21 protein-coding genes and 9 pseudogenes are annotated in these 25,601 nt (G+C 68.0%); 10 read left to right on the top strand and 20 right to left on the bottom strand.

The features are described 5' to 3' along the window. Window positions 1-85 precede the first annotated feature (85 nt). The gene (locus tag QMK24_RS28700; protein WP_283469709.1) at window positions 86-223 is read left to right on the top strand and encodes a hypothetical protein; all 138 of its coding nucleotides are present in this window, start codon (window positions 86-88) and stop codon (window positions 221-223) included. Between the two features lie 206 nt (window positions 224-429). Here the strand turns inward: QMK24_RS28700 and QMK24_RS28695 are convergent, their stop codons facing one another. Continuing rightward, entirely contained in the window at window positions 430-960 is a 531-nt protein-coding gene (locus QMK24_RS28695; protein WP_283469708.1) for an HAD domain-containing protein, read from the bottom strand. Between the two features lie 95 nt (window positions 961-1,055). Between QMK24_RS28695 and QMK24_RS41955 the strand changes: the two are divergent. After that, window positions 1,056-1,238, top strand: a pseudogene (locus tag QMK24_RS41955) (DUF6193 family natural product biosynthesis protein); the annotation flags it as partial. A gap of 331 nt (window positions 1,239-1,569) precedes the next feature. Here QMK24_RS41955 and QMK24_RS28690 read toward each other — a convergent pair. The 5 genes and pseudogenes from QMK24_RS28690 to QMK24_RS28670 form a co-directional block, all read right to left on the bottom strand. Then, window positions 1,570-2,223 (bottom strand): DNA topoisomerase subunit B, encoded by a 654-nt coding sequence (locus QMK24_RS28690; RefSeq protein WP_283469707.1) that lies wholly within the window; start codon window positions 2,221-2,223, stop codon window positions 1,570-1,572. A gap of 80 nt (window positions 2,224-2,303) precedes the next feature. After that, window positions 2,304-3,386: a sugar ABC transporter substrate-binding protein gene (locus QMK24_RS28685; protein ID WP_283469706.1), complete on the bottom strand. Its 1,083-nt coding sequence runs from the start codon at window positions 3,384-3,386 to the stop codon at window positions 2,304-2,306. A 175-nt stretch (window positions 3,387-3,561) separates the two neighbouring features. Continuing rightward, window positions 3,562-3,954: pseudogene (locus tag QMK24_RS28680) on the bottom strand (ROK family transcriptional regulator); the annotation flags it as partial. A gap of 145 nt (window positions 3,955-4,099) precedes the next feature. After that, on the bottom strand, window positions 4,100-4,510 hold the full coding sequence (locus QMK24_RS28675) for a cytochrome P450 (RefSeq protein ID WP_283469744.1): 411 nt from the start codon (window positions 4,508-4,510) through the stop codon (window positions 4,100-4,102). Further along, window positions 4,507-5,748: an IS3 family transposase gene (locus tag QMK24_RS28670; protein WP_283469705.1), complete on the bottom strand. Its 1,242-nt coding sequence runs from the start codon at window positions 5,746-5,748 to the stop codon at window positions 4,507-4,509. Before QMK24_RS28670 ends, QMK24_RS28675 begins: the two co-directional genes overlap by 4 nt. 69 nt (window positions 5,749-5,817) lie before the next feature. Between QMK24_RS28670 and QMK24_RS28665 the strand changes: the two are divergent. Both QMK24_RS28665 and QMK24_RS28660 read left to right on the top strand, forming a co-directional pair. Next, window positions 5,818-6,090, top strand: a pseudogene (locus tag QMK24_RS28665) (NPP1 family protein); the annotation flags it as partial. 406 nt (window positions 6,091-6,496) lie between these two features. Next, window positions 6,497-6,700: pseudogene (locus tag QMK24_RS28660) on the top strand (polysaccharide lyase family 7 protein); the annotation flags it as partial. 745 nt (window positions 6,701-7,445) lie between these two features. Here the strand turns inward: QMK24_RS28660 and QMK24_RS28655 are convergent. Then, window positions 7,446-8,315 (bottom strand): annotated as a pseudogene (locus QMK24_RS28655) (LLM class flavin-dependent oxidoreductase). Window positions 8,316-8,482: 167 nt separating this feature from the next. Here QMK24_RS28655 and QMK24_RS28650 point away from each other — a divergent pair. Then, window positions 8,483-8,761 (top strand): hypothetical protein, encoded by a 279-nt coding sequence (locus QMK24_RS28650; RefSeq protein WP_283469704.1) that lies wholly within the window; start codon window positions 8,483-8,485, stop codon window positions 8,759-8,761. Window positions 8,762-9,016: 255 nt separating this feature from the next. Here the strand turns inward: QMK24_RS28650 and QMK24_RS28645 are convergent, their stop codons facing one another. The 3 genes from QMK24_RS28645 to QMK24_RS41950 all read right to left on the bottom strand — a co-directional run bounded on the left by QMK24_RS28645 (window position 9,017) and on the right by QMK24_RS41950 (window position 11,615). After that, window positions 9,017-9,670: a TetR/AcrR family transcriptional regulator gene (locus QMK24_RS28645; RefSeq protein WP_283469703.1), complete on the bottom strand. Its 654-nt coding sequence runs from the start codon at window positions 9,668-9,670 to the stop codon at window positions 9,017-9,019. 27 nt (window positions 9,671-9,697) lie between these two features. Next, window positions 9,698-10,390, bottom strand: a complete 693-nt coding sequence (locus tag QMK24_RS28640; protein WP_283469702.1) for an MmgE/PrpD family protein — start codon at window positions 10,388-10,390, stop codon at window positions 9,698-9,700. A gap of 919 nt (window positions 10,391-11,309) precedes the next feature. Beyond that, window positions 11,310-11,615 (bottom strand): helix-turn-helix domain-containing protein, encoded by a 306-nt coding sequence (locus tag QMK24_RS41950; RefSeq protein ID WP_502962574.1) that lies wholly within the window; start codon window positions 11,613-11,615, stop codon window positions 11,310-11,312. A 44-nt stretch (window positions 11,616-11,659) separates the two neighbouring features. Between QMK24_RS41950 and QMK24_RS28635 the strand changes: the two are divergent. Further along, a pseudogene (locus QMK24_RS28635) lies at window positions 11,660-11,878 on the top strand (IS630 family transposase); the annotation flags it as partial. A 48-nt stretch (window positions 11,879-11,926) separates the two neighbouring features. On the opposite strand, the pseudogene ybiA reads toward QMK24_RS28635, so the two are convergent. Next, window positions 11,927-12,405, bottom strand: a pseudogene (ybiA, locus tag QMK24_RS28630) (riboflavin biosynthesis intermediates N-glycosidase). A 137-nt stretch (window positions 12,406-12,542) separates the two neighbouring features. Here ybiA and QMK24_RS28625 point away from each other — a divergent pair. Further along, complete coding sequence (locus tag QMK24_RS28625; RefSeq protein ID WP_283469701.1) at window positions 12,543-12,773, top strand: hypothetical protein; 231 nt, start codon at window positions 12,543-12,545, stop codon at window positions 12,771-12,773. A 46-nt stretch (window positions 12,774-12,819) separates the two neighbouring features. Continuing rightward, window positions 12,820-12,972: a hypothetical protein gene (locus tag QMK24_RS28620; protein ID WP_283469700.1), complete on the top strand. Its 153-nt coding sequence runs from the start codon at window positions 12,820-12,822 to the stop codon at window positions 12,970-12,972. Window positions 12,973-13,120: 148 nt separating this feature from the next. Here QMK24_RS28620 and QMK24_RS28615 read toward each other — a convergent pair whose 3' ends face one another. The 9 genes and pseudogenes from QMK24_RS28615 to QMK24_RS28570 form a co-directional block, all read right to left on the bottom strand. Continuing rightward, entirely contained in the window at window positions 13,121-15,877 is a 2,757-nt protein-coding gene (locus tag QMK24_RS28615) for a bifunctional YncE family protein/alkaline phosphatase family protein (protein ID WP_283469699.1), read from the bottom strand. Between the two features lie 4 nt (window positions 15,878-15,881). After that, window positions 15,882-17,246: an ABC transporter permease gene (locus tag QMK24_RS28610; RefSeq protein WP_283469698.1), complete on the bottom strand. Its 1,365-nt coding sequence runs from the start codon at window positions 17,244-17,246 to the stop codon at window positions 15,882-15,884. Next, window positions 17,243-18,184 (bottom strand): ABC transporter ATP-binding protein, encoded by a 942-nt coding sequence (locus QMK24_RS28605; protein ID WP_283469697.1) that lies wholly within the window; start codon window positions 18,182-18,184, stop codon window positions 17,243-17,245. Before QMK24_RS28605 ends, QMK24_RS28610 begins: the two co-directional genes overlap by 4 nt. A 1,372-nt stretch (window positions 18,185-19,556) precedes the next feature. Continuing rightward, complete coding sequence (locus QMK24_RS28600) at window positions 19,557-19,973, bottom strand: hypothetical protein (protein ID WP_283469696.1); 417 nt, start codon at window positions 19,971-19,973, stop codon at window positions 19,557-19,559. A gap of 267 nt (window positions 19,974-20,240) precedes the next feature. After that, window positions 20,241-20,453 (bottom strand): hypothetical protein, encoded by a 213-nt coding sequence (locus tag QMK24_RS28595; RefSeq protein ID WP_283469695.1) that lies wholly within the window; start codon window positions 20,451-20,453, stop codon window positions 20,241-20,243. Between the two features lie 31 nt (window positions 20,454-20,484). Further along, complete coding sequence (gene rox, locus QMK24_RS28590) at window positions 20,485-21,912, bottom strand: rifampin monooxygenase (protein ID WP_283469694.1); 1,428 nt, start codon at window positions 21,910-21,912, stop codon at window positions 20,485-20,487. 507 nt (window positions 21,913-22,419) lie between these two features. Continuing rightward, window positions 22,420-22,895, bottom strand: a pseudogene (locus QMK24_RS28580) (zinc ribbon domain-containing protein); the annotation flags it as partial. A gap of 48 nt (window positions 22,896-22,943) precedes the next feature. Next, window positions 22,944-23,246 (bottom strand): annotated as a pseudogene (locus QMK24_RS28575) (pyridoxal-dependent decarboxylase); the annotation flags it as partial. Beyond that, window positions 23,243-24,115 (bottom strand): helix-turn-helix transcriptional regulator, encoded by an 873-nt coding sequence (locus QMK24_RS28570; RefSeq protein WP_283469693.1) that lies wholly within the window; start codon window positions 24,113-24,115, stop codon window positions 23,243-23,245. The gene QMK24_RS28570 and the pseudogene QMK24_RS28575, both read right to left, overlap by 4 nt. Window positions 24,116-24,369: 254 nt before the next feature. Here QMK24_RS28570 and QMK24_RS28565 point away from each other — a divergent pair, with 254 nt between their 5' ends. Then, window positions 24,370-24,582, top strand: coding sequence for a hypothetical protein (locus QMK24_RS28565; protein WP_283469692.1), 213 nt, complete (start codon window positions 24,370-24,372; stop codon window positions 24,580-24,582). A gap of 190 nt (window positions 24,583-24,772) precedes the next feature. After that, window positions 24,773-24,910 carry a hypothetical protein gene (locus QMK24_RS28560; protein WP_283469691.1) on the top strand — a complete coding sequence of 46 codons (138 nt, stop codon included), beginning with the start codon at window positions 24,773-24,775 and terminating at the stop codon, window positions 24,908-24,910. The last annotated feature ends 691 nt before the right edge of the window (window positions 24,911-25,601 follow it).

Here is a 25,601-nt window from a genome sequence, read left to right as displayed (position 1 = left end):
CCCCGTCGGCTGACGAAGCGACCCCGCTGCACGTCGCCGGGGCTGAACCAGGTATCCCAGCGGCCGGAACGTCGTTGAGGTGAGCATGGACCAATCACCCGTGCTGCAGAGTGAAGCCGCCAAGTCGCGTCGGGACTTGGCGGGCGAGCTGTCTGCACTGGCCGACGGCGAGCGCTCGCTCCACGACACCCCCGGTACCCGGCACGGATCGGCGACGTGCTGACCATCCGCTACGCCGCAACCGCGAGCTCACCGCAGCCCTCGCCCTGGCCACCGCCCAGATCCAGTACGTGGCCCTCGAGAGCGCCCGGGTCAGAGAGGCACTCGAAGCGCAAGAAGGAGTCACTCAGCTCAGCAGCAGGGCCGGCCTCCACTGACGACCTGCCGTCTGCGATGGCGGCCCGGCAAAGCGGTCAATGGCCCGCCCGTTCACAAGTTACGCAACCAGTCGCCGAGGAGGATGAAGTCCGCGTCGGTGAGGCCATGACGGGGATCGACGCGATGGAGCAGGGCTCGCTCGCCATGGCGAGCGGCTACCCAGGCCCGATCCCTGTCAGTGATCTCATCGTCAACCCAGGCGAATGCGCGCCCGGCCGCCCAGCCGAGGAGCGCGCGGGTCTTCCAGTGCAGTCCCGCTCGCGCGTCTCGCTCATCGTCCTCGGAGGGCTCCGGCCAAGTCACTACGGGCAGCTCCGGCAGCCCAAGCCGCGGCGCGATGCACTCGTTGGCGTCTGACATCCACGTTGTCGCCCAGACCAGGGTGCACGGAAGCGCGGCCAATCTGGGCCCGTGCTCAGGGTTGATCCTTGCCAGAAGCGGGTTCGAACCGCCCCCCGATGATTCTTGGCTCGTTTGGTAAGTCGGATACCCACCCACGTGTTGGAGCGTCGCTGCCCCAAACGGGATGAGCGGTCCATCTACATCGAGGAAGAGCAGCGGGCGCTCCGCAGAACCGGTCATCGCTGCAAGATAGCGCCTCATCGTGGTGCCTGCCGCAGCGCGGGCGGGGGCTCTACACGTTCACGAACCACTGGACGCTGTGATTCTCCACCAGCACCCGCCCCCACCTCACCGTTGCTCCGATCTGCCTGGACGCGCATCGGGACAACCGGTTCACCCTCAGCGCTCGCTTGATGAGTGAGGTCCTCACCGAGACGACCACCGCAGAGGAGGTGGTGTCGACCGCCGTGCGCCAGCTGCCCTCCGGCCTTGGCCCTGTCACGTCTGGAGCAGTCTGAAGGATGTTCAACTTCGATGAGATGAACCTGCCAGTGCTCAACCTTCGGTGAGAACAGTCAACCTTCGCTGCGACAGGACATTTCGGCGCGGCTCAGCCCAGCAGCTGCGGCTGTCCCGTCTCAGTCGATCTGGCCCCGGTCTCAGATGATCTGGTCCGATTCGCTCGTTGTCTCACATGATCTGGCCTGTTGGTGCTGGTGTTGTTACTGAGCGTGCCAGGTGGCTCGTTGGACCGACCGCACGATTTCTGGCCCCTGTCCGGGGGCAGCGTGCTGCCGTCGCCCCGCTGGTCCCGTTTGCCGGGAACCCGGCAGGGCGGTCCGTTGCTGGTCAGTCTCCGCGAGCCCCTTGGATGATCCGGTCGATGACGGCTGCGGCCTGCTCCGGGTGCTCCTCCAGCCACCTGCCGAGGTGTTCCTGAACGGCCTGTCCGACGCAGGCGCGCACCATGGCGTTGCCCAGCACGCCACGCTTGGAGCCCTCGAACTCGGGATGCTCCAGCTTCACCGACACGACCGCTGCCAGGCCCTCGCCGATCCGGTCAGTGCTGAGATCGGGGTCCGTCCCTGTTGGCAGCCGCCGCTCCCGCGCGTACGCGTGGACCGCAGCCCCCACCCCGTCATGGAAGCCCAGCACGTGCGTGCCGCCGGCGGGGGTGGGCCGGCTGTTGGCAAAACTCCGGACCCGCTCCTCGCCGGAGCCGTGCCACCGCAAGGCCGCCTCCATCGTCCCCGCCATCCGCGGGTCCTCCCGCTCGAAGCCGATGATGTCCGGGTGAACGGGTGCCGCCGCCTGCTCGTCGAGGAAGGCGACGAAGTCCCGCACACCGCCCGGGAACCGGAACCGGACCAACCGGGACTCGGCCGGGCAGCGCTTGTCGGTGAGCGAGATGTCCAGGTCCCGATTCAGGAAGGCCAGTTCCCTGAAGCGATCCGTCAGCCACCAAGGACATCGGAGAAGCCGGCGGACCGGCAGGCTTCCCACGCCCTCAGTCACCTCGCACAGCCGAAGTCACATCCGCCGCAACCAACCAGCCGCACCACAAGGCAACGGTGGATCCGGGCTTAGTGAATGCCGGCCGTCTTGCAGGCGGCGGCGTAGTCAGCGGTGCAGATCTGGACCACGAGGTACAGGGCGTCCTTGATGACCGTGTCCTTGATGTTGGCCTTGGTCACCGACACCGCGGGGAGCAGCTTCGCGGGGACGGTGGTGCCGGAGCCGCTGGTGGCGGTGATGTCCGCGACGGACTTGATGTCCTCACCGTTGAGCAGCTTGACCGCGATCTCGGCGGTCGCGTCGGCCTCGGGCCTCAAGGGCTTGTAGACGGTGCTGCTCTGCTGGTCCAGCAGGATTCGCTGGACACCGGCGAGCTCGGCGTCCTGACCGGTCAGCGGGACGTTGATGCCCGCGCCCTTGAGGGCGGTGGCGATACCGCCGGCCATGCCGTCGTTGGCGGAGTAGACACCGGCGATGTTCTTGGCGCCGAGCTGGGTGATCGCCGCCGTGACCTTCTGGTTGGCGACGGTGTCCTTCCACAGACCGCTCTGCTCGTACGCGATCTTGACCTTGCCGTCGAGGGCCTTGTGAGCACCGGCCTTGAACTGCGCGGCGTTCGGGTCGGCGTCGTCACCGTTGATCATGACAATCTTGGCAGTCGGGGTCGCCTTGGCGCCCATGGCGTCGAGGAGCGCCTGGCCCTGCAGCTCGCCGACCTTCTCGTTGTCGTAGGAGACGTACGCGGAGACCGGACCCTGGGCGAAGCGGTCGTACGCCACGACCTTGACGCCCTTGTCCACGGCCGCCTGGACCGAGGCCTTGATGCCGACCGCGTCCTGCGGGTCGAGGATCAGGACCTTGACACCCTTGGCGATCATGCTGCTGACCTGCTGCGCCTGCTTGGCCGGGTCGCCCGCCGCGTTGGCGTACTCGATCTTGCAGTCCGGGCAGAGCGACGTAACCTTGCCTTCGATCAGCGGGCGGTCGAACTTCTCGTACCGGGTGGTGGCGTACTCCGGGAGCAGCAGACCGATCGACTTGTCCTTCCTGCTGACCTTGGTGCCGTTTCCCACCTCGCCACAAGCGGCCACGGACAGGGCCATCGATACCGCAAGCGAGCCAATTACGGCACGACGTATCATCGCGTTCATTTGGGTTGTCTCCCTGACGAGGCCGCAACGCTGCGGCCGAGGTTCACGTGAGTCAACTCCGCCGCTCCCATGTCGTCAATAAGTAAACAGTTAACGAGATGGCAACGGCGATGTTAGTTAGCTGTGTGAACTCAGGGTTATGCAGGTCGCTGGGCTGACAGCGCCGGAACGGCGGCCGCCCGTCTATCAACAGACCGGCGCCGACTTCGCTGGCGACCTTGATGTAGGCCAGGTCGCGCACCCCGCGGCCGCCGCCCCCGGCCCAACTCGCCCACCGAGGCCGGTCCCCATCACCTTGTCGACGCCGATGCCGGTCGACTCGATCAGCTGGGCGACCAGCTGCTCGGCCCGGTCGAAGCCCTGCGAGGCGGAGGCGTCCACATCGATCGGCTCCGACTGCTCGGCCAGCCCTGGTGGGGCGAGGTTCCCCACCGCCACCCGCAGGAAGATGGCCCGGTGCAGCGATGACTGCGATCCCGGAGTCTCCACGACCATCCACTGCAGCCTCGGCAGGCGGTACAAACCGCCGCCCGAACGGACGAGGCCGCACCAGTGAGACCCCGTCGTCTACAACATGTGAACCCTAAGACTCGTCGATCGGGGCCGGATCCAAAGCCTCGGCGGCGGGAGGGAAACCCGCAGCATGATCTGCGGGTTACGTCGTGCTTCGCAGGCGACCACCCGTGAAACGTCTTCGGCAACCGCTGCGCCCGTCATGGCGACGACTCGTCTGCGGACCCGCGGTTTTCCCGCCGCCCGGGTGAAGTGCGGGCGGTAGCAAGCAGGCGCAGTCCTCCCGGGCTGATCGCGCCTCCCGCGTGAGGGCGCACGCGGGTGCCTGGCAGAGCCGACAATTTCCAGCGGCTGGTGAGGGTGGCCAGAACCAGGACGGCCTCGATGATGGCAAACTGTTCGCCGATGCACTTGCGGGGGCCGGAACCGAAGGGGAGGAAGGCGTGGCGTGACGGGGACGGGCGCGACGCGCTGTCCCATCGGTCCGGGTCGAACCGTGGAGGGTCTTCGTGGACATCGCTCCGGCGGTGAAGAAGGTAGGGACTGAACAGCATCGTGGAGCCTGCCGAGATGGTGAGGCGACCCCCGGAGAGTGGGACAGGGGGTTCTATGCGAGGAGTGAGAGTTTAGCCTGCTGGTGGTGTTGCTGTTCGAACTCCAGCGGTGAGAGGTAGGACAGCGTGCTGTGACGGCGGCGGGCGTTGTAGTAGGTGAGCCACCGGAATATCTCCAGCCTCGCCTGGCCCATCGTCAAGAACAGCTTCTTGTGCATCACCTCTTGCTTCAGCCCCTGCCACAGACTCTCGGCGAGGGCGTTGTGGTAACTCGAGCCCACTTTGCCCATGCTTCTGCGGATGCCGTACTGGTCGCTGACCTGGGCGAACGCGGCCGAGGTATATTGCGATCCACGATCCGAGTGGAAGATCACCCCGGTCACGTCACCGGCCCGGGCGGCGACCGCGGCCCGCAGGGCGTCGATGACGAGCTCGGCGCGCATGTGCGGGGCCATGGACCAGCCGATCACCCGGCGCGAGCAGATGTCGATGACGCTCGCGACATACAGCCACCAGGCGCCGACCTGCACGTAGGTGATGTCGCCGCACCACTTCTCATCGAGTCGGCGGGCGGTGAATTCCCGCTGGACCAGGTCCGGGGCGGGCGGCGCGAGCCGGTCGGGGACGGTGGTGCGTTTCTTCCTGTGCAGGTGACGGCCGACGATGCCGTTCTCACGCATCAGCCGGGCGACCCGCTTGCGGTTGACCGTGTGCCCGAAGCCGCGCAGTTCGGCGTGGACGCGCAGTGCGCCGTAGTTCTCGCGGTGTTCGGTGTGGATCTCGCGGATCTCGGCGACCGGCGCCTGGTCCTCGGCCCGCCGGGCATCCCGGGCCTCGATACCGGCGAGCCACCGGTAGTAGCCCGAGCGGGAGACCTGGAGCACCCGGCACAGCCGCTGAACGCCGAAGACGCCGGCGTGGGCGGAGACGAAGTCCCAGCATGGGGTCTCCCCTGCTCGAAGAGCTTGGGGAAGGGTCCTCACTTCATCTCTTTCGCGAAATAGGCGGCTGCCCGTCGCAGGATCTCGCGCTCCAGCTGCCACTCTTTCTCGGCCTTCAGCAGCCGGGCGGTCTCCGCCCGCAACCGGGGCCAGCTCCGCCTCCGCATCTCCCGGCGTCACCTTGCCGCCGTCCGCCGGGGGCCCGTCCACGTCGCGCACCCAGACGCGCAGCGTCTCGGGGTTGACGTTCAGATCGGTAGCAACGTCCCGATACGTTCGCCTGCCGGCCGAAGCCCGCCACAACGCGATCGCGTCGGACCGGAACTCCGGACTGAACTTCGAGGGCCTTGCCATGGAGACCTACACCTTCCTGGACCGTCAAGATCCATTCTCAGGTGTGTCCACACCCCGCGGGCCGCCTCAGACGGCACCCACCCCAAGGTCGTCTACAACAAGGACGGCGCCTCAACCCACTTCTTCCGCCTCGCGAACAACCACGACGAACCGCCGGAGAACGTCACCGGCGGCTGGTTCTATCCGCGCCTCGTCAGCTGGAACGGCTACCCGACCGGCCTGCGCGACGAACTCATGAACGCGAACTTCGGCTCGGCCACGATCAAGATCTCGGACAGCACCTTCAACGACACCCTCAACAACTCCAAGCCTGCCGGGATCCCGTTCAACCCCTACACCTGACGTCGGATCAGTCGCCAAGTGAGCCGGGCCGGCATCCCGCTGCCTGGACCTGGAGATCGTTGGCGTTGCGCAAACGTTCGGAGCTTTCCGGCTCATTCTCGGCCAGATTCCCCAGGAACGGTAGCCGTGCGTAGAGCACCCGCGTACGTTCAGTTCCGTTGCACATGGCCAGCAGCGACAGCGGAGGTCCGGCCGTCGTCCCGTGGGGGGAACGACGGCCGGACCTCGGCTAACAGCCCTTGAGGCACGCGTGGCGCTGAACGTGGAGCCGATGGCCCCCATGGCCTCGCCCGCGCACTCCGCGCGGGTTCGGACATCTCGGAGAGCCGCTGCGATAGCACGCAGTCACGCGTCGGCATGATCCCGCGCCGCGTTCTACTCACACCACTCGAACGGCGACATCGTCGGGGGCATCGTCGGGGGCATCGAGAACTCGCCCTCGGGCGGCCAGACGCCGCACACCGTGGGCCACGTATCGCTCGGCAAGACGTGGAGCTGCACGATCGCCGTCTCCGGCGGTCACACGATCGACTTGACGGTCAACGGCAGCACGACGCACTACGCCACCCCGTCGTCCTCCAGCAGCACCACCAAGGGTGCTCGAGTCGCTGACCGTCTCCCACAGCTGAGCGGTCTCCGGCGCAGCTGTCGAAAGGACAGGCGCCCAGGAGGATTCTCCTGGGTCGTTGCAACCCCCCGCCAACACCGGGCCATTCCAGCGCACCCCCGCCTGATCGCAGGGCTTCGCTTCGCGGCAGCGACGGAGCTTGACGAAAGAGCCACAATCGAACAGCACCGATGCCAAAGTCCAGTATGCGAAGAGCGATGGCGGTACTGGCCGCCTCAACGACAGTGGTGCTGGCCGGTTGCAGCGGGGGCGGAGACTCCGACTCCGCGACGGTCGCGTGGACGACCCCGTGCGACTTGCTGCCCGCCGCCGAGGTCGAGCAGGCGATCGGCACCAAGGTCACAGCAGAGTCATCCGAGGGAGTTACGACTATGAGTGCCACTGGCGGCAGCCTCAAGCCCTCGACACCTGGGTGGTATGGCTGAAGGTCAACAAGAGTCGCCCAGTGCGGCGAGCCGGGCACGGGCAGAGCCGACGAACTGGATATCGACGCCTACAAGGGCACGGGCGAGGGGTTCGTGAAGGTCGGCGGCCTGTACAAGGACCATTGCTTGCGTCTGACCAGCTTCGCATCCATCACTCCCGGAGGAACGGTCACCGAGGACAAGGCCGTTGACCTCATGCGCACGATCAGACGTCGACTGGAGTAACCAACGGGCCGGCCCGGACCCGCGCCCGGTGCGGTGCGGTGCGGCGGAGCCGAAGCGGCAGGAAGCTGGCCTGGCCTCTAGAAGGCCGGTGGGCCTTGTTCGATGCGGCGCATCACCGGTGCCAGCTGATCGAGCTCATCGCTGCTCTGGAGCTGTCGTTCGTCCCACCAGGTGGCGCCCGCGTCGATCAGCGGCCCGATCAGGTCGCGTGCCCTGGCGGTGCCGGTCGGGCTGGCGCCGCCGAGGACGATCTCAAAGGGGCTCTCGTCCCGGTCCTAGCGATGCTGCCGGACGTAGGCGACGAGGTCGATGACCTCGTCAACAGGCGGTACCTGTCCGTGTTTGGCAGAGGTGAACAACGGGACCGCACCGTCCCAGTGGGCGGCCCGGCGCATCGGTGGACGGTTCGGCCAGAATCCGGCCACCCAGACGGGCGGACGGGGGCGTTGCACCGTGGCGGGAAGCAATGTCACGTCCCGGACCTGGTAATGCCGCCCGTGATGGTTCACCGGCTCGCCCGACCAATAGCGCTCCAGCAGGTCCAGGCCCTCGTCCAGACGCTCGGCGAGCACGACCGGGTCGGTCGTCTCACCGAAGCTGCCGTACTCGTCCTCGATCGGCCCGCCCAGGCCCGTACCGAAGATCACCCTCCCGCCGCTGAGCGCGTCCAGGGTGGCCACCTGGCGGGCGAGCTGCTGGGGACGCCGACGGGCGACCGGGGTGACCAGTGTGCCGAGCCTGATCCGGGATGTCGCCAACGCCGCAGCGGTCAGCAGCATCCAAGGATCTCCAAAGTCCTGGCCGCGGCGCTGGACTTTGTCATGCACTACGTGATCCCAGACGAACAGCCCGTCCCAGCCTGCCTGCTCCGCCGCTGCGGCGACCGCCGCCACCGTCCGGGCGTCGGCGAAGTCCCCGAAGTTCGGAATGTTGATCGAGAAGCGCATCCCCGCATACTGCTCCGACGCGACCGGCACAGCAATCGGTTAACGGTCAGCTCCCTTTCCGCAGGCTCCGCGAGGCCGCCCCTGAATGAAGACAACCGGAGAACGCAGCGCGCACGTACACCACGCTGGGCCTCACCGTCCTGCCGTTTCCCGTCGCGCTCATCCCGGTGGTCGGCCCGGTCCTTGCCCTGGCCGCGGCGGTCGCCGGTCTCACAAGACTCTGGAAGTCCGCCCAGTGGGTGCGCCTTGAGAAGCGGCAGGCGACGCTGCTTCTGCTGGCCCCGGTGGTCGCGGTTCCCGTCCTCGGCCTCGTGATCTCCCTGGCGTTCGACGGCCTGAGCACCTCTGCGGTGATGGCCGCACTCCTGCTGTCCTGGTGCCTTCCCGCCGTCGCCGCCGCAAGGCTGGCCCGATCGGCCGCGCGACTGCGTGAGCCGACCCACTAGGTTCTGTCCGGCGGATCACACGATGGCCTCGCGTGCACCATTGTTTCGGTTGGGGGCGGGACGATCCTAGCCGGTCTCCCACGACGCCGAGCAGTACAAGGAACGCAACACCGTGGAGCGCTGGGCACCCAGGAACATGACCAGGTCCTTCGGCCGGCACATACACCATCACCGACCTCGCCGAACCGTTCTTCACGTTCTGGCAGGCGGTGTAGACGACATGCCAGGCTCAGACCCCACCGCCGTATCAGTGCCTCATCGTGGTGTGACGGTGGAGGTGATCTGCTCGGGTGTCAACGCTCGAGTCGAGTGGTCGACGTTCTTGTGGAATCCGGCGAGCAGGTAGGTGATGTGGCGTCGCCATGCGTCGGGAGCGGCGTGTGCGCTGGTGTGGATGATGCCTCGCAGGGCCCAGACTGCGGCGGCGATGTCGCCGACGGTGACCTGGGCATCGATGCCGCCGCCGCTTTGCGCTCGTTCGAGGATCCGTCCGGTCTTGGTTTCCAGTTCGGTGACCAGCGTGTGAGGGGCGAGGTCTCCCCAGGCGCCGTGTACGAGTCCGCGGTTGGCCGCCAGTTCCCAGCCGACGGTGACCAGGTACGTGTCCAAGCAGGTCGTCGCAGGCTGGGTGGCCGCCTGCTCGGCCAGGGCGATCAGGCGACTGAAGAACGCGGTCAGCACCTCGGCGACCAGCGCTTCCTTGTTGGGGAAACGTCGGTACAAGGTGGCGGGGCCGACCCCGGCGGCGCGGGCGATGTCTTCCATGCTGACGTCGGTTCCGCGCTCGGCGAAGACCCGCTCCGCGGCCTGGAGTAGGCGCGCACGGTTCTCGGCGGCGTCCCGGCGCAGGCCCGCCGATCCCGTTGCGCGCGCGTCGCGCGGTTTCTGTCCCTGCATCCGCAACGTCACTTCCCGGTTCGTATGGGGTTAGTGTGGTCAGCCGGCCGCGCCTGCGCCCAGCAGGGCGGTGAGCGGCAACACGTCGGTGCTGGTGTCGAGGGCCGCCACCGCTTGGAGAATGGCCTCGGCTGCCTGCTCGGTGATCACGCCGGTGACATTGTCGCGGAACTTGGCTTCGATGTCTGCCCGGGTGGCCGGTGCCACCGGGTGGCCGCGGAACCCGGCCTGGTAGCGGGCGAAGCTGCGCCCGTCCCGCATCGTGATCTCGACCTGGGAGCTCAGGTCGGGATCACCGACCGGGATCGGCATGGCGTAGGGCTCGATGAGGTCGCCGATCCGCAGGATGTCGGGGTCGGTCCACTTCTGCGGGTCGAAGTAGTCCTGGGGCGCGTTGCGGCCGGTGACGAACTGCAGTCCCACTCCGAAGGCCAGGCTGAACTGGGCGGAGATCGGGTCGGTCGGGCGTGTGGTCGATCCGCCGTGCCCGACGGCGTAGTCGACCAGCCCGACGCGGATCCGCTTGATCTGCGGCCAGTTGATGTCGTGCTGCTCGCGCAGGTGGCGGACCGCGTCCAGCGGGGAGTGAACCGTCGCGACGGCAGGGTAGAAGCGGAAGATCGTGTCCAGAACGTGCCAGCGGTGACGCCCTCCGGTTCCCTTTCGGCGGTGTGGCGTCGGCCTCCTTCGCTCGGCCGGCCGGCGCCTGTCGAGGGCGGCGCACGGCGGCAAGCCCCGGGCCTGCTCGGCGACATGACGCGCCGACGGCGCATTCCGGTGTCCCGTTGTGCCGCCCGGGTGAGCAAAGACCCGTCGTATCTCGTCGCCGACCTGGGAGAATCGCTCACTCTTCGAGCGCACGTACGGGAAACGCATGGCGGCAAAGGGGCGAATCGGTTGAGGGTGGTGCGGTAGGGCGGGCTACGTCCCTCTGCACACAGCATTCAGCTACGCGCCGCGGTACGGCGCCGCACATCCCGAGCGTCTCGTCGCGCGAGCGACTTCGCGCGGCACGGACGCGCTCGCCCTGACCGGCCGGGACACCGGGACCGGGACCGCGCGTTTCGCCAAGGCCTGCTCCCAGGCCAGGCCCGGGTACCCGGGCCTGGCGGGCGGCGGCCAGGAGGTTCTCGGCGAGGCGAGGCGAGGCTGCCGTGGACCACCGTGGCAATGCCCTCTCGCCACCCGCCCTCCGTGGCCCGCCCACTCCGCCGGTGTCGGCTTCACCGTGAGGGGCATCATGAGCGCTGCGGGTGTCTTGGTCAGCCTGGCGGGGTCCGCCAGGAACGAAGGCGACCGGCGATGTCGTAGACGTCCAATCGAAGTGCTCGGATTTCTACGATCAGGTCCCGCCACGGCTTGTACGCCGTGTCCACGCTCTCGCCGGATGCCTCCACCTGGGGTTTCACTCCTTCGGCAGGTTGGGCGTGCCGAACGAGCGGCGTCGTAGGGCTCGGCAGTGGACCAGAGTTGTCCGCGTGGGAGTGCGAGGTCGGTTGCGGTGACCATCCGGAAGGCGCTGCCGTGGAGTGGGCTTGATCCGCTGTGACGGGCATGGGAGATCTGGGGTTCGCCCCGGGGAGGATGTCCATCATGGAGAGCGTGACGTGTCGCGAAGCCCCGAACTGTGCCGCCACCTTTGGCGCTGACATCAAACCGGCGGCGGCCCAAGCCGGCGGAAGACGCACCGTCCGCGCCGGGTTACCGTCCCCCAGGCGCCTGGTCTCCTGATCACCCGACGTTGACAGCAATCGTCCACTGATGATCGGGCGCCTCCACCGAGCAGCAGATCATCGAGGCGGGTTCGGCGGTATAGCACTACGCGGCCGTACCGTTGGGCCGTGACGATGCCGGCCGCCCGTAGCGTTCTGAGGTGAACGCTCAACGTGGGTGCGGTGAGGCCCAGTTGGTCGGCCCGTTGTGTGGTGGACATCGGCAAATCGAGGTGGACGAGGATCGCAGCCCGGCTCCGGCCGATCAGATCCGGCAGTGCCGGTGGGCGTTGAGGCGCACTTCGGACCGCTGCGGCAGTTCACCCTCGCGAACTCGAACCACCCCAACCACACCGTCCGGACCCGCGCCCTGCACGCCTACCTGCGCTGGCGCAATGCCAACGCCCGCCACCCCGACGTCCTCGCCGCCCAACGCCGCGAGCGCGCCCGCATCCGCAGCGAGAAAGGCATCCGCTGGGGAGGACGCTCCATCGAGGCCGTGGCCTGAGCCGCCCCGGACATCGACCGGCACGCGGCAAGGCGATCACTTCCCGGGTCACCTCCTGGGGCGGCCGTGATTCTTGTGGGCTTCGGCGAGTTCGACGCGGGGCCGGCCACGCGTGCGCATCAGAATCCGGCCGAGCATGTTCTTGCCGGTCCCGGCTCTGCCCCGACCCCAGTAGTGATCGGTGGTGGTGTCCTCGACGATCTCTTCGTCACCCGTGGACAACAGAATGTCGCGGATATCGGCGTGTGTACGGAACTTGGTGGCCACCGCACGTCGCATCACGTCGTCCTGACCCGCTCCCAGTCCCGGCGCAGCGGTTTGGACGGGTCACGGCCCAGCTCGGCGGCCCGTAGTGGCGTGCGGGCACGGCGGATGAGATCAGCATGGCGCGTGCCGATGAACTTCTGAGCCTGGAAGTAGTGCTCCGAAGTCGCCCACCAGCACCCATCGAGGTCCAGGCCATGGTCAGAGAAGTTGGAGAAGCAGCCGTAAGGAACTTCGTCCGCACCGTAGAAGTAGATCGTCACACGAACCTCGCGGGAGTTACGGAAACCCACACGGTGTCAAGCACTTGATCACCCGCGCAACCGTTTTACTCGCCGAATCCGCGGCCTCCATCACAACTGGCAACCCGGCGAACCTACCCGGTCACAGCATGAGACCTGTGCAGCAGATTCGGGTATTCGTCCACCACACTCCGGGCTACAACCCGACGTTCTACGACCCGGAGATCCTCGACCGGACCGGAGCGATGATCGGCGAGGCGGGCTACGCGGTCGACAACGACCTTCGGCGCAGTCATGCTGACGGGCTCGTCTCCGTCGCAGCAGAGTGCCAGCACTCCCCCGAATGCGCGATCATCCCCATGCCCGAAACCCGCGACCCACGGACCTGACCCGGGCGCCGCGCGTACCCTACGTACTGGAACGGGAGGCCATCCAGTGCAGTGGACAGACCCGAAGTACGCCGACCTGGTCGCGGTGATGAAACAGGCGCAAGCCACCGGCGATGACCAGCCGCCCGTACCCCGCTCGAGTGCCAGGCCGAACACGATCCGCGGGTTCGTCATCCCCGGCACGCCGCCGGCCGCCTAGCGCGGAGTGGGACCAGCGGCGCCATGAAGCCGCGCCCGGGTGTGCATCCCCCGGCGGGGCTTCGTCACAACTTGCCTCACGGGGGACAGAAGGGGCCCCTGGCCAGCGGTGACGCCGGCCAGGGGCCCCTTGACGCGATCGGCCTACGTCAGCCGTCCGACTGCGACGACGGGATGGAGGCGCCCGGCACGTCCGCCGGCGCGAAGATCTTGTCCTCGCCGGGGTACGGCTTCGTCCAATCGTGCGTCTGATACCACGTGAAGTGGTTCATCTGCGCGGGGTTCGCGAAGTCGGGCACGGCGTTAGGCCCGGTCAGCCGCTGGTGCGACTTCCAGTCCTCCCACTTCGCCGCGACCTCCTGCTCGGCCGCCGGCACCTTCGCCGACGGTGCGGCCGCCGCACTGGGGTCCTGTGGCGCCGGGGTGTCCACGCCGCAGGGAGGCGGGGTGCTCAGACCGGCGGTCAGCGAGGTCCGGTTGGGCAGTGCCTTGAACGGCGTGAAGTCCGCCTTCGGAGTGAAGGCCCCACGCATCGGGCTGGCCGCGCTGTCCTTCTGGTTCATCGGGTGGATCCCGAGGATCTGCTCGATGGTCCGGATCATCGTGATCTGCGAGTAGTAGTGGCTGTCGACGACGCCGTGCTGGGCCCAGGGGCTGATGATCTGGATGGGGGCACGGTGGCCGTCGACGTGGTCGAGGCCGGCCTGGGAGTCGTCCTCGACAACGAAGATCGCCGAGTCCTTCCAATACGGGCTGTGCGTGATCTTGTCAATGATTTTGCCGGTCGCGAGGTCGTTGTCCGCGACCTGAGCGGCCGCGTTCGCCGGACCACCGGTGTGGTCGCTGGAGAGCCAGAGCATGTTCAGGTTCGCCGGCCCGTGCTTCTCGAAGTCCTGCTTCCAGATCTCGTACCGGTAGAGGTCCGGGATGCTGGTGTCGAATTTCGGGAATCCAGGCACCGAGACGTTGTTGAGCGACGGGATCGGCGAGGACGAGTGCAGGGGGTAGGCGGTGTTCTGCCCGGTGGCGTCCATGTTCTTGGCGTCGCAGTACAGGTTCTGCCAGCTCGCGCCGGACGGCTTGGTCAGGAACTGCTGGAACTCACCGAAGTCCCGCACGGACTTCCCGCCCGCCTGTGCACCGGTCCACAGGAAGCCGGTCCGCTGGTGGCCGAGAGCGTCGTCCTCGGTGTCGTAGCTGCGCAGGTACTCACCGGCCGAGGACTCGGTGTACTCCGGGTTGTCGGCCTGCATCAGCCAGTTGTGACCCTCGGCGGAGTTCGTGCCGATGTCGTACGTGTTGTCGTACAGCCCGAACTGCCCGGCCAGCGCGTGCTGGTTCGGCGTCACGTTCTTGCCGAACTCCGTCAGCGCCGGTCCGCCGTTGCCGTGCGGTATGTCGCCGAAGACCTGGTCGTAGGTGCGGTTCTCCTTGACGATCAGGAAGACGTGCTTGATCGTCGAGGGGTCGCCGAGCCGTACCGGGACCGGCACCGGCTTCGCCTTGCCCTTGGCGGTGGCCAGCGTGACTGAGCCTCGGGTCCAGCCGTTCTGCTTGAAGACCTTCGCGGTCTCGGACTTGATGACGCGGTCGTTCGGCAGCGTGAAGTGCTGCAGGCTCGACGTCGTGTCGTGGGTGCCGTGTCCGGCTCTGTTGGTGGGGCGGCGGGCGTCGATACCACGGGTGTTGGAGACCACCACCTTGTTGCCGACGGTGGCGATCTGCGCGGGGAAGTAGTCCGTCGGGAGCAGGCCGACGTAGCTGACCGGCTCCTGCGGGGTCCTGTACCGGTAGACGGCGATCGCGTTGGCGCGGCCGAGCGTCACCAGCAGGTGACCGTCGTCGGTGAGCGTCACCGCGTCGGGCTCGTAGCCCACCGACGCCTCCGGCCACGGCTGGGTGGCAATGGTCTGCACGACCTTGTTGCGGGCGGTGTCGATGACCGACACGTCGTTGGTGGCGGTGTTGGTGACGAACACCGCCCCCTTCTTGGCGTACAGGGCGGTCGGGTGCAGACCGACGTTGATGCTCGCGACGGCGGCGGCCGGGTGCGCCAGGTCGATGACGCTGACCGTGCCGGTGGTGGTGGCAGCGGTCACCGGGCTGGCCGGCACCTGGGTGTTGTAGGAATTGATCGTGGTGTCGCCGGGCTTCGCCGGACGCCCGCCCTCGTTGCTGACGTAGAGCTTGGTGCCGGCCTTGACGATGTCACGCGGGGCGTTGCCCACGGCCCAGCTGTGCTGGACGGCCCCGGTCGCCGCGTTGATCGCGACCACCCGGTTCTGGCCGTTGACCGCGGAGTACACAGTGGAGCTGTCGGCCGAGAACACCGCCGCACCCACCAGCGCGTGCTTGGGCCCGTCCGCCGGGATCGGGACGAACGTCGGGTTGGCGAGGCTGCCGTCCGGGTTCACGGTGAACTTGGTGTAGCCGTCGGTCTGGCCCAGCCACAACTGCGAACCATCGGGCGAGTACGCGGGACCTTCCTGGCCCACGTCGTTGCCGCTGATGCGCAGGTTCGCCGACGCGGAGTTGCCGACGAGCTGCTGCACCTTCCACTTCTTCAGGTCCACGATGGACAGCGCCACCCCGCCGTCGGTGACCGAGGCCGCGAGGTGGGTGCCGTCCGGGCTGACCGAGGACGACATGATCTTGCCGTTGTTGATGACGAGGCGGTCACCGTACGGGGCGATGTACTGGTCGCTGGAGATGACCTGGCCCTGATCGGTGATCTGGCCGACCTGCTCGGTGCCGAACTGGTGCGTCTGGGCAAAAGAGGTGCCGGTGACGGCCAGGGCGACAGCGGTGATGCCTGCTGTTACCACCGTGATCCGGCGGCCGATGCGTCTACCGAGAAAGACGAAATGCTCCTCCTCGACGCGTCGACGGCGGCGTGTTACCTGCATGGAGTTATCCCTTCGGGGTGGTGGAGAGCAGTTCGACGTTGCTGTCGAACTGCCATAGCGGGTTCGGTGCGTCCCCGATCGGGGTCCGCACCAGGAAGTAGCCGTTCACTTCCTTCGGTCCGTCGCCGTCGGCCACGAACCGCCCGTCTGAGGTGACGTCGAGCTGGTAGACGGCCGTCCCTGCGGCCTCGACGTCGGGGAGATGCCAGGTGACGACGCAACGCCAGTCGTTGCCCGGCCCCTGGGCGGCGACTTGGCCGTCGCCCTTGTTGCACGCCGCCGTAACCCGCAGCTGCGGCTCGGTGACGTCGGGGCGGTTGAGCTGCTTGGTCTGCATGCGGTAGAGGTGGGCGAATGCCGTGGCGACCGACCGCTGGACCTTGTCCTGCTCGATTCCGGAACCCATCGACGGCGTCGCCACGGCGACGACCGCGACCGTGAGGGCGACCAGTCCGACCAGTGGCAGGAGTCCGGTGGTGATCGCGCGGCGCCCGGTGCCGTCGTAGGTCAGGTTGGTGAAGTCGCGCCGCAGGAAAAGCAGGTACGCCAGCGCTGTCGCGGTCACCGCCCACACCAGACTGACCGAGATGCCGATCAGGAGCGGCCCGACCTGTGCCGGGCTGGTGAACAGACCCTTCCAGACGATGAAGGCGTAGCCGGGCAGGGCGAGGCGTACGGCCGCGGGCAGCGGCAGCATCTGGGCGAACTGCATCGTGAGCGCGACGAGCGCGGGCAGCAGCAGTCCCATCGGCGACCGACCCAGCGCGACCGACCCGAGTAGTCCGATCGCGGCGAGGGCCACCGTCGGGGCGAGCACGCACACCCAGGCGAGGAGGACCTCACCGGCGGCGTCCGAAGGCGTCAACGCATGGCCGTCGAGACCGACCAGCGGCTGGTTGCCGACCGCCACGACCCCGCCGACCGCGCTGGAACACGCCATCCCCGCCACAAGCAGCAGGATGACGGTGAGGCTGGCCAGTGCCTTCGCCACGAAGATCCGTCGAGGCGACCGGACCGCCACCAGCAGGTGGCGCCAGGTGCCGAGCCGGTCCTCGGAGGCGAACACGTCGCCGGCGACCACCGAGGTCAGCAGCGGGAGCGCCCAGGTGCCCGCGAAGCCGAGCACCACCAGCGATCCGGCCCACCCCGTGGCGTGCATCCAGCGACCGAAGAGGGTGTCGGAGGGGAGCGAACTCTGCTGGCTCACCGCGGCGACGAAGAGGGCCGGCGCGGTCCAGCAGGCGAGAACGAGCAGCCGGATACGCCATTGCGAGACCAGTTTGACCAGTTCGAAGCGGTAGCCGCGCGCCACCGAGACGCGGTTGACCCCGGCAACGTGGTCGTCGGCAATGGTCGCGGGCGCGGTCATCGGCCGGCCTCCTGCTGTTCGGTGAGGGCGAGGAACGCCGCCTCGAGCGGCGACACCACGGGTGCGAGCTCGCGCACCGCGATGCCCGCGTGCACGAGCCGCACCACCAGTTCGTCGAGGGCGGGCACCAGCGCGCGCACGACGAGCATCTCGGCGCCGTGCCGTACCCCTGCGTCGTCGACGACGCCGATCCCGGCCGTGTCGACAGCCAACCCGCGGGCGGCCTGCGCGTCGGAGGTGACCAGCCGGTAGTCGAGTTCACGGTTCTCGGCGGCCAGCATGCCCAGGGGGCCGGAGAAGACGACCCGTCCGGTGGCGACGATGGTGACCTCGGAGCACAGTGCCTCGAGGTCGTCCATGCGGTGGCTCGAGAGCACGATGCTGGTTCCGTCCGCCGCGAGCCGGGTGAGGACACCGTGAACGTGTTTTTTCCCGGCCGGGTCGAGACCGTTGGAAGGTTCGTCGAGCACGAGAAGCCGGGGTTCGGTGAGCAGGGCGGCGGCGAGCCCGAGCCGCTGGCGCATGCCGAGGGAGAAGCCGCTGGCCCGGTCGTCGGCGACATCGGTGAGCCCGACCGTCTCGAGCACGTCGTCGATCCCCGTTGTCCGCGCGTCGCGGCCGCGGAGGGCGGCCAGCGCGGCGAGGGTCTGCCTGGCGGTGAGCGAGGGGTAGAGACCGGGCCCGTCCACGAAGCCGGAGACACCGTCAGGTGCGGCGAGCGCCCGCCCGACCGGCGTACCCAGGATTTCGAGGCGGCCGCTGTCGGCGACGGCCAGGCCCAGCAGGAGGCCGAGCAATGTCGTCTTGCCGGCGCCGTTCGGTCCGACCAAGCCGTGGATCTGCCCCTGCGCCACATCTAGATCGATGCCGTCGAGTGCGACGACGTCGCCGAAACACTTGGTGATCCCACGAGCCCGGACTGCGAGCAGTGTGTCCATAGTCCCTTCTTTCAAAACCCCTCAGGAACATAGGGACAGCACACAGCGCAGACAGGGACAGCTGGTTGAACGCTCGTGGAACGGGAGACGACCGGCATCCGCCGCACCGATGCCCCGCCGATAGCCGTCGATATTCGACCGGCACCTTTTCGATGGCCGGATCGCAGAGCTCACAGGGCCATCAGACGCTTGCGATCCCGAACATCGCCGCAGGTTGGATCGTGATCACGACAGGGCATCGGCAAGTCCGTGTGCATTGAGTAGCCTGCATCGAGCCGGACTTGGGCAACGCCTGGACGCACCGAGTCCGTACGAAGTACCATGGCCCGCAATTCGGTGCGCTACCAGCACGAAGCGCGCGCCCTCGGCGCGCTGTGCGGGCACTGCAACAACGCCGAAGGCGGCGGGTTCGGCAACACCCCGGCCTCCAGCCGCACTTGCATGCCTACCGCGAAACCCCACCCGCAGTCGAACAGCAGCCCGCGCCGGCCTCGTGCGGTCCGCCGCGCGGGACGGCCGGGCGCTCGGGGTCGGCACCGCCGCCGATAACCGACAGGCCCCTGAGTCGGACTGCTCCGGGGCTTCATCCTGCGCCGTCGCGTTTCCGGCAGGCCGATGTCGGCGAGTGCGCGCGGCTGCACCTGGTGCTCGATGCCCTCCGCCCACGCCTCGCGGATCGCCCGGCGGACCCGCGACCCGCGAGGCCGGCTCAGCGGTGGTGGTGCCATCGTCGGCCTGGCGGGCGGCCGACAGCTTCTCCCCGGTGCGGCACCAGCGTCCAGCACCCGACCACCTCTTCCGGCGACCACTCCTGCCGCACGTCCCCCCTCTCGCCGCATCCCACGCGATCACCCGACCAGCTCAACAACCCGGCAGCCACCGAGCAACGGGCGCCCAAACGAACTGTGAGTCAGCGGGCGCGAGTTACGTTGCGGTCCCGACGACTGCGCCGGTGCGTGCACCCTGGCCATCAGCAGCTGGCAGGTCACGTACACCGGCGCGGACCGAGCGGTCCTGGACGGCGGCCTCGCCATGGCCTGGACCGCCCTCGCGCTCGCCACCGACGAATCCCACCGCACCGCGCTGCTCGCACGCCTGGCCGGCCGGCATCCGGGAACAACCACGAACTGAGCGCGATACGGCACCAGTCCCTCAGCCTGCTCCCCGACGCCACGACGCCCGTGCGCCTGGCCTGTTGCGACCAGCGGAAGCGGGTCCCCGGAGGAGAAATGTGGGAGGGGCCATGGCCTCCTTTTGGGCACGGTTCCACTGGCTGGGGACCGCAGCATCGCGTAGCCGGGTAAAAAGTGAAGGTGACAGTGCCTCGGCGCCCATCCGGCGCCGAGGCGCTGTCGAAGACGATTGCAGGCGACTAGCACACCGTCACGTTGAAGACCGGGGAGGCGGTGCTCCCGCTGACGATCCGCAGGTCGTTCTTGCCCTTGAGACCGAGCTTGACACCCAGCGAGTAAGCGCCGTTGCGCGCGATGGGGACCGAGGCAGGCAGCGTGACCCACTTGCTGCCCTGCTTCTGCTGCAAGGTCACCTTGGTGCCCGCCTTGAGACCAGTCGTCTTACCTGTGACCCGGAACAGCTGCCATGCCTTGACCGAGTTCACCGACGGCTTCGCGCTGATGCTGGCCTTGGCTGCAAGGGCCTTCTGCGCGACGGAAGCACTGGACGCAGCCGGGGTGGCGGCCATCGCGGCGGTGCCTGCCAGAGCGACGGATGCGGCGGCGATGGCACTGACTGCAGCGATACGCAGGGAGTGCCGCTTGGTGACGATCATGAATGTCCCTTCCAGCGAAGATCTCGGTTTTCACACAAAGGCGAGACAAATGCCATTGGCATGGTTCTCACCTGAAAAGACGTTCCGTCACACCCATACGTTGTAGGCGCAGTGTCACTGTCGTAACAGCCGTTGCACTGAGACTCAGTGAATCTCAGTGCAACGGCTGCGGTCGAAGCTGAAGCGCGGCTGATTGGGGCGCGGGTGACTGATCGAGGACGGGCCAGAACGTCTCGGACGGACACGACGGACCGCAGGGACACAAGATCACCATGCGGCGCCCGGCCGCGCACGCGACAGCAGCGCACGAAAGCACCCCGCGCCCGCGCGCGGCAGCCTGGCTAGAAACGGCGCGACCGCCACCGCCGGCGCCGCGGCCCCCGCCGACTCCGGTTCGGCGAGGCAGTCATCCGGCAGCAAGTCCGGGGCCTCGGCCGTGCGCTCGCAGCTCTCCACCAGCCACTCCAGCGTCTCGATCAAGGCCCCACCCTTTCGGGCCACAGGTGCGCGCTCAGCTGACGGCAGCGCCGAACCACTTGGGCAGCCGGCTGAGCAGATCCTGCTGATCTTCACCGACCCACGCCACGTGGCCGTCCGGCCGCAGCAGCACCGCGGGCACGTCCAGTTCCTCGCTGACGTCGACGACGTGGTCGACCCGGTCTGCCCAGCCCGCCACCGAAAGCCGGCCGGTCTGGTCGAGCAGCAGCCCGCGGCCGCCGTGCATCAGCTCGTAGAGGCGACCCTGCTTCAGTTTCACGTCCCGCAGCCGCCGGCCGAGCAGTTCATGCCCCTCGCCGAAGTCGTAGCGGACCCCGATCGCGATGATCTTCTCGATCAGGTACCGGTTCACCTCCTCGAAGTCCATCAGTTCCGACACCAGCCGGCGCGCAGCCTGGGGACCCGGCTCGGTGGACATCAGCTCCATCTGCGCGCGGGTGTTGTCCAGCACGTCGGAGGCCACCGGGTGCCGTTCGGTGTGGTAGCTGTCCAGCAGGCCCTCCGGTGCCCAGCCGTTGACCGCGGCGGCCAGTTTCCAGCTGAGGTTGAACGCGTCCTGGATGCCGAGGTTGAGGCCCTGCCCGCCCATCGGCGGGTGGATGTGCGCCGCGTCGCCGGCCAGCAGCACCCGGCCGGTCCGGTAGCGCTCGGCCTGCCGGGTGGCATCGCCGAAGCGGGACAGCCAGCGCGGTGAGTGCACGCCGAAGTCGGTGCCGGCGGTCGCCCGCAGCTGCTGCTTGAACTCCTCGAAGGTCGGCGGGACCGTGCGGTCCTCGGCCACCCCCGCGGCGGGCACGACGACGCGGTACACCCCGTCCCCGAGGGGCATGGCGCCGAACCGCAGCTGGGTCTTGCGGACTTCGGTCATCACGGCGGTCAGCGTCTCCTGCGACTCGGCCACCTCCATCTCGCCCAGCAGCGTGTCGACCCTGCTGGGCTCACCGGGAAAGCCGACGCCAAGCAGCTTGCGCACCGTGCTGCGGCCGCCGTCGCAGCCGACGAGGTAGCGCGAGCGCAGCTGCGTGCCGTCGGCCAGCTCGGCGGTCACCCCGTCGTCGTCCTGGCTCAGCCCGACCAGTTCGCAGCCGCGCCGGATCTCGGCGCCCAGCTCGGTGGCGTGCTCGTTCAGGAGCCGCTCGGTGACCGGCTGCAGGATGCTGAGGACGTACGGATGCGCGGTGTCCAGCCGGTCCGGCGACGGCTTGGGGATGCCGGCGAAGAAACCACCGACCGGGTACTGCTTGCCGAGCGCGAGAAACCGCTCCAGCAGACCGCGCTGGTCCATCACCTCGATGCTGCGCGCGTGCAGGCCGAGCGCACGGACAATCCTGGTCGGCTCCGCCTCCTTCTCCAGCACGAGCGCGTGCACGCCGTGCAGCCGCAACTCGCCGGCCAGCATCAAGCCGGTCGGTCCGCCGCCGACCACGATCACGTCAATCATGAAAACCCCCATTTAACGAGATTGAATTTCGGCCAGCCGCTCCGCGCAGTCCGGCGGCGCGCGCACCCGCACCTCCGCGCCGAGTCCCCGCAACCGCACGGCGATTCCCACCGGTGGTTGGGACGTCCCGCGTGATCCATACGTCGACAAAAGCACGTGAACTTCGTGAATACCGGATTTCCGCAGGTTCTGGTCTCGGTCAACCATTCTGCGGCACGACCAGGGCCTTGCCGCAAGGCCCCCCGTGCGCTATACCTTGAGAGTGGCAAGGAGTGCATAACCTCCTTGCCTTTCCTTTTGTCGTCCGCGGTGGGCGGACAACCTCCTCCCGAAGCGGCTACGCGCCGCGTACGGCGGTACCGTCGGTCCAGGAGGACCTCCCATGGACCTGCGGATGCAGCCGCGGAACGTGAGGTCTTCACCCTCTTCAGCAAGGCCAACTCGAACGCCGTCGAAAGCGCCGCCCTTCTCGTGACTCCGCCCCCTCGTAAACGAGGGGGCTTCTCGTTACGCCGGGTTGGCGTTTCGGCGGACCAGCCCGGCCCGTAGAACGTTGGTGGCTCCCACCGTGTCGGCGTGGTCCGTGTGGCCGCAGGCGACGCATTGGAACTTTGCCTGAGTGGTCCGGTTGTCCGCGCTGGTGTGCCCGCATTCGGGGCACCGGCGGGACGTGTTGGGGGGGTCCAGGGCGATCACTTCCCGTCCGGCGCCTTCAGCCTTTGCGTGCAGGATCGTCAGGAACACCCCCCATCCGGCATCCGAGATCGAACGGTTGAGACCCGTCTTGGCGGCTGCGCCGTTGGGCAGGAACGCGCCCGGCTGGTCGGGTCCGGCTTCGGCGCGGCTCCACGGCCCGGCGCTGGTTGGCCGACCGGCTTGTCACGGCGGACACGCGGGAAGTGGCTCAGGGCCTGCTGTGCGGCTTCGAGCCTGGCTGCGTTGGCGCGCCCGTGGCGCGGGTTGGGCACGAAGGCGCCGTTGGAGTGCCGGTCGCGTTGGCAGCCTCGAGGATCACGGGTCAGCGCGTCAAGGCGCCGAGCCATGCCGCCGATCCCGAAGCTCCTGATGATCCACCAGAGTTTCAGGGCCTTGAAGCTGCGTCCCAGTTCCAGGGAGCGGTTCATGAAGTCGGTCGGCGTGCCGCACGGATCGGTGCGCAAGATCTCGGGCACCAGACGAAACGCATCGTCCAGGGCACCTGGGCGCCGGCAGTACAGGGCGCCGGCGTGCAGAGGTGTGGAGAGCACCTTGTGCGGGTTCACCACGACGTGGCTGTGCGGAGTTCGGGGGCGAGGCCTGCCGGCCAGTTCTTCCCGCGGTGCGCGGCAGCTCATGCTCCGAGGGCGCGGGTGAGCAGCGTTCTGCGGTTGTGCGTGGAGGTCTTGGCGAAGATCGATTTGAGGTGGTCTTGCACGGTGTGCTCGGAGAGGAACATCTGACGAGCCACGGTGTGGCTGTCGCCGCCCTTCGCCAGGTGGCCGAGCAGATCGCCCTCCCGCGGACTCAGGGCGAATGCCCTGGTGAACACGGCGAGCCGCTCGGTCGGTGAGGTCTCCTCGATGGTGACGGCGATGTCGCGCCGGTCCAGTGGAGCCGCGTCGCCGATCCGGGCGGCTCGCAGGGTCAGCCACAGGCCGTCCGCCAGGTGGACCCGGGAACGCGGCGGGTTCGCATCGACGCGTGCCTCGACGGCCAGCAGCTGGGCGGCGACGTTGTAGGCGCTCGCGGGCACCGGCGGGCGGCCGTGCTCGGGCGGCACCAGCAGGCTCAGATATGCGTGGGTTTCCAGGGTCTGGCCGAGTACCCGCAGGTCGGGAGAGAGCAGCAGCACCAGAGGGCCCGGGCGGGGCGCGTCGGATGGCCGTACGACAAAGGTTTCCGCCTGACTGCGGCGCAGCGCGGTGGTCACGGGTGCGGTGAGGTGGGCAAGGTACGAGGCTTCCGCGCGGGTGAAGTCCTGGTGGTACCGGTAGAGGTCGAGGAAGCCCCAGCAGCCGAAGCGGTCCTTGAACACCATCGAGGCGATGTCCCGCACGCCGTGGGCGTGCAGCAGTTCGCGCCACAGCAGGCTGCGGGCGGGATCGGGGTATGCGCCCAGCAGGGCGACGTCGTCGAGTGCCGTCCAGCGGTTGACTTCGGTCAAGTACTTGAGGCGGATCAGTTCGGGCAGGCACGGGACGTCGGCGATCGGTGAGCAGCCCACCGAGGTCTCCGGGTCGGTGAGCAGGACGCGAAAGCGTCGAATCCGGCGGCCCGGCGCAGTTCGTCGATGAGCCGAAGACGCAGGGTTCGGGGGTCGCCGCCGGCCTCGCAGAGGCGGACGACTCGCTCGTGCGAACGCGTGTACGCGGCGGGGTCGGCCATCGTTCGAGCGTATGCCGCGATTCCCCACATTTCTGGGATGTGCCGTGCCCATGAGTGCTGTCCAGGCTGGAGGTATCAGGCCGAGGAGGAGTCATGTGCACACTGCACATCGAGCATGCAATCACCGACTTCGCCGTGTGGAAGGGCGCGTTCGACCGGTTCGCGCCCGTGCGGAAGGAGGCGGGCGTACGGCGGTACCGGGTGCAGCGTCCGGTGGACGACCCGGCGTATGTAGTTGTCGGCCTCGACTTCGATACTGCGGAGCAGGCCGAAGAGTTCCTCGGTTTCCTCCGGACCCGGGTGTAGGCGTCGCCCGGCAACGCGCCGGCGCTTGCCGGGGTGCCCAGGACCCGGATTCTCGAGACGGCGGAGGAGACGTGAGTCGGATCGAATCGCTCAAGGGCGCCGCCGTACTGGATCGAACCCGACACATTCGTGATCACGAACAGGGAAGAGGGTGTTTTCACATGGGGGCAAGGTCTGCACGATCGAGGCCGTGAGGCTTTTCCGAGGTCCGCCCGGGAGCGGCGGGTACGCGAGCCGGGCCGGCTCCCGGCTGGCCGCGATCACCGCCCAGCGCTGCGTCCTCCTGCACCACGAACCCGGCAACTACAAGGGAGCCACCCGTGAGTAACAACCCCACCCCCCTGCGACGGGCGTCCGCAGCAACGATCCGCCGCGCCACCGCCGGGCCTGGCACGCTCGGCGCCGGTTCGGAGCCAGCGCCGCCTGGCGCGCGATCGTAGTCACCACCGCGCTCGCTACTGCGGCCGCGCTCGGCACCGCCGCCCCGGTTCGGGCTCAGCTCGGCTACCCGGCCCAGGCGGGTCAGCTGTATGCGTGGATCAGCGACGGATGGGGCGGCGGAACCGTCATGAGCAAGCCGGCCGGGATCAACTGCCGCCAGGTAGCATTCGACCCGGAGGGGACCACACCACAAGCGCCCCCAACCGGCACGTGCTCCGCAAGCTTCCCAAGCGGAACATCTGTCACCCTGACCGCCACCCCCGACCAAGGATCTCTTCTCAACGGCGGTCCCGACCCGAATCCTGCGACCGTGTCGCCTGGCTACAACAGTGTGTGGGTCATGTTCTGCCCGAAAAACGGCTTCTGCTCGAGCTGGGATTAAGAGCAATGTCAGACTGAGGTTCCCCCGCTGTGCGGGAGTGGTTGATTAGCTGGTCAGAGCGGGTCGACGGGGTTTCAGGTTCGCTTGTTCGGCCGTCGCCTGTTCGGTGTAGTGCTTCTCCTCGAATTCGACGGGGCTGAGGTAGCCGAGGCGTTTTTGGATGCGGCGGGGGTTGTAGAAGCCGTCGATGTACTCG

Origin of the sequence: Streptomyces sp. PH10-H1 (assembly GCF_030063355.1) — a bacterium.
GTDB lineage: Bacteria > Actinomycetota > Actinomycetes > Streptomycetales > Streptomycetaceae > Actinacidiphila.
The sequence above is the reverse complement of the archived record's forward strand: the minus strand, read 5'-3'. Positions and strand labels throughout refer to the sequence as shown.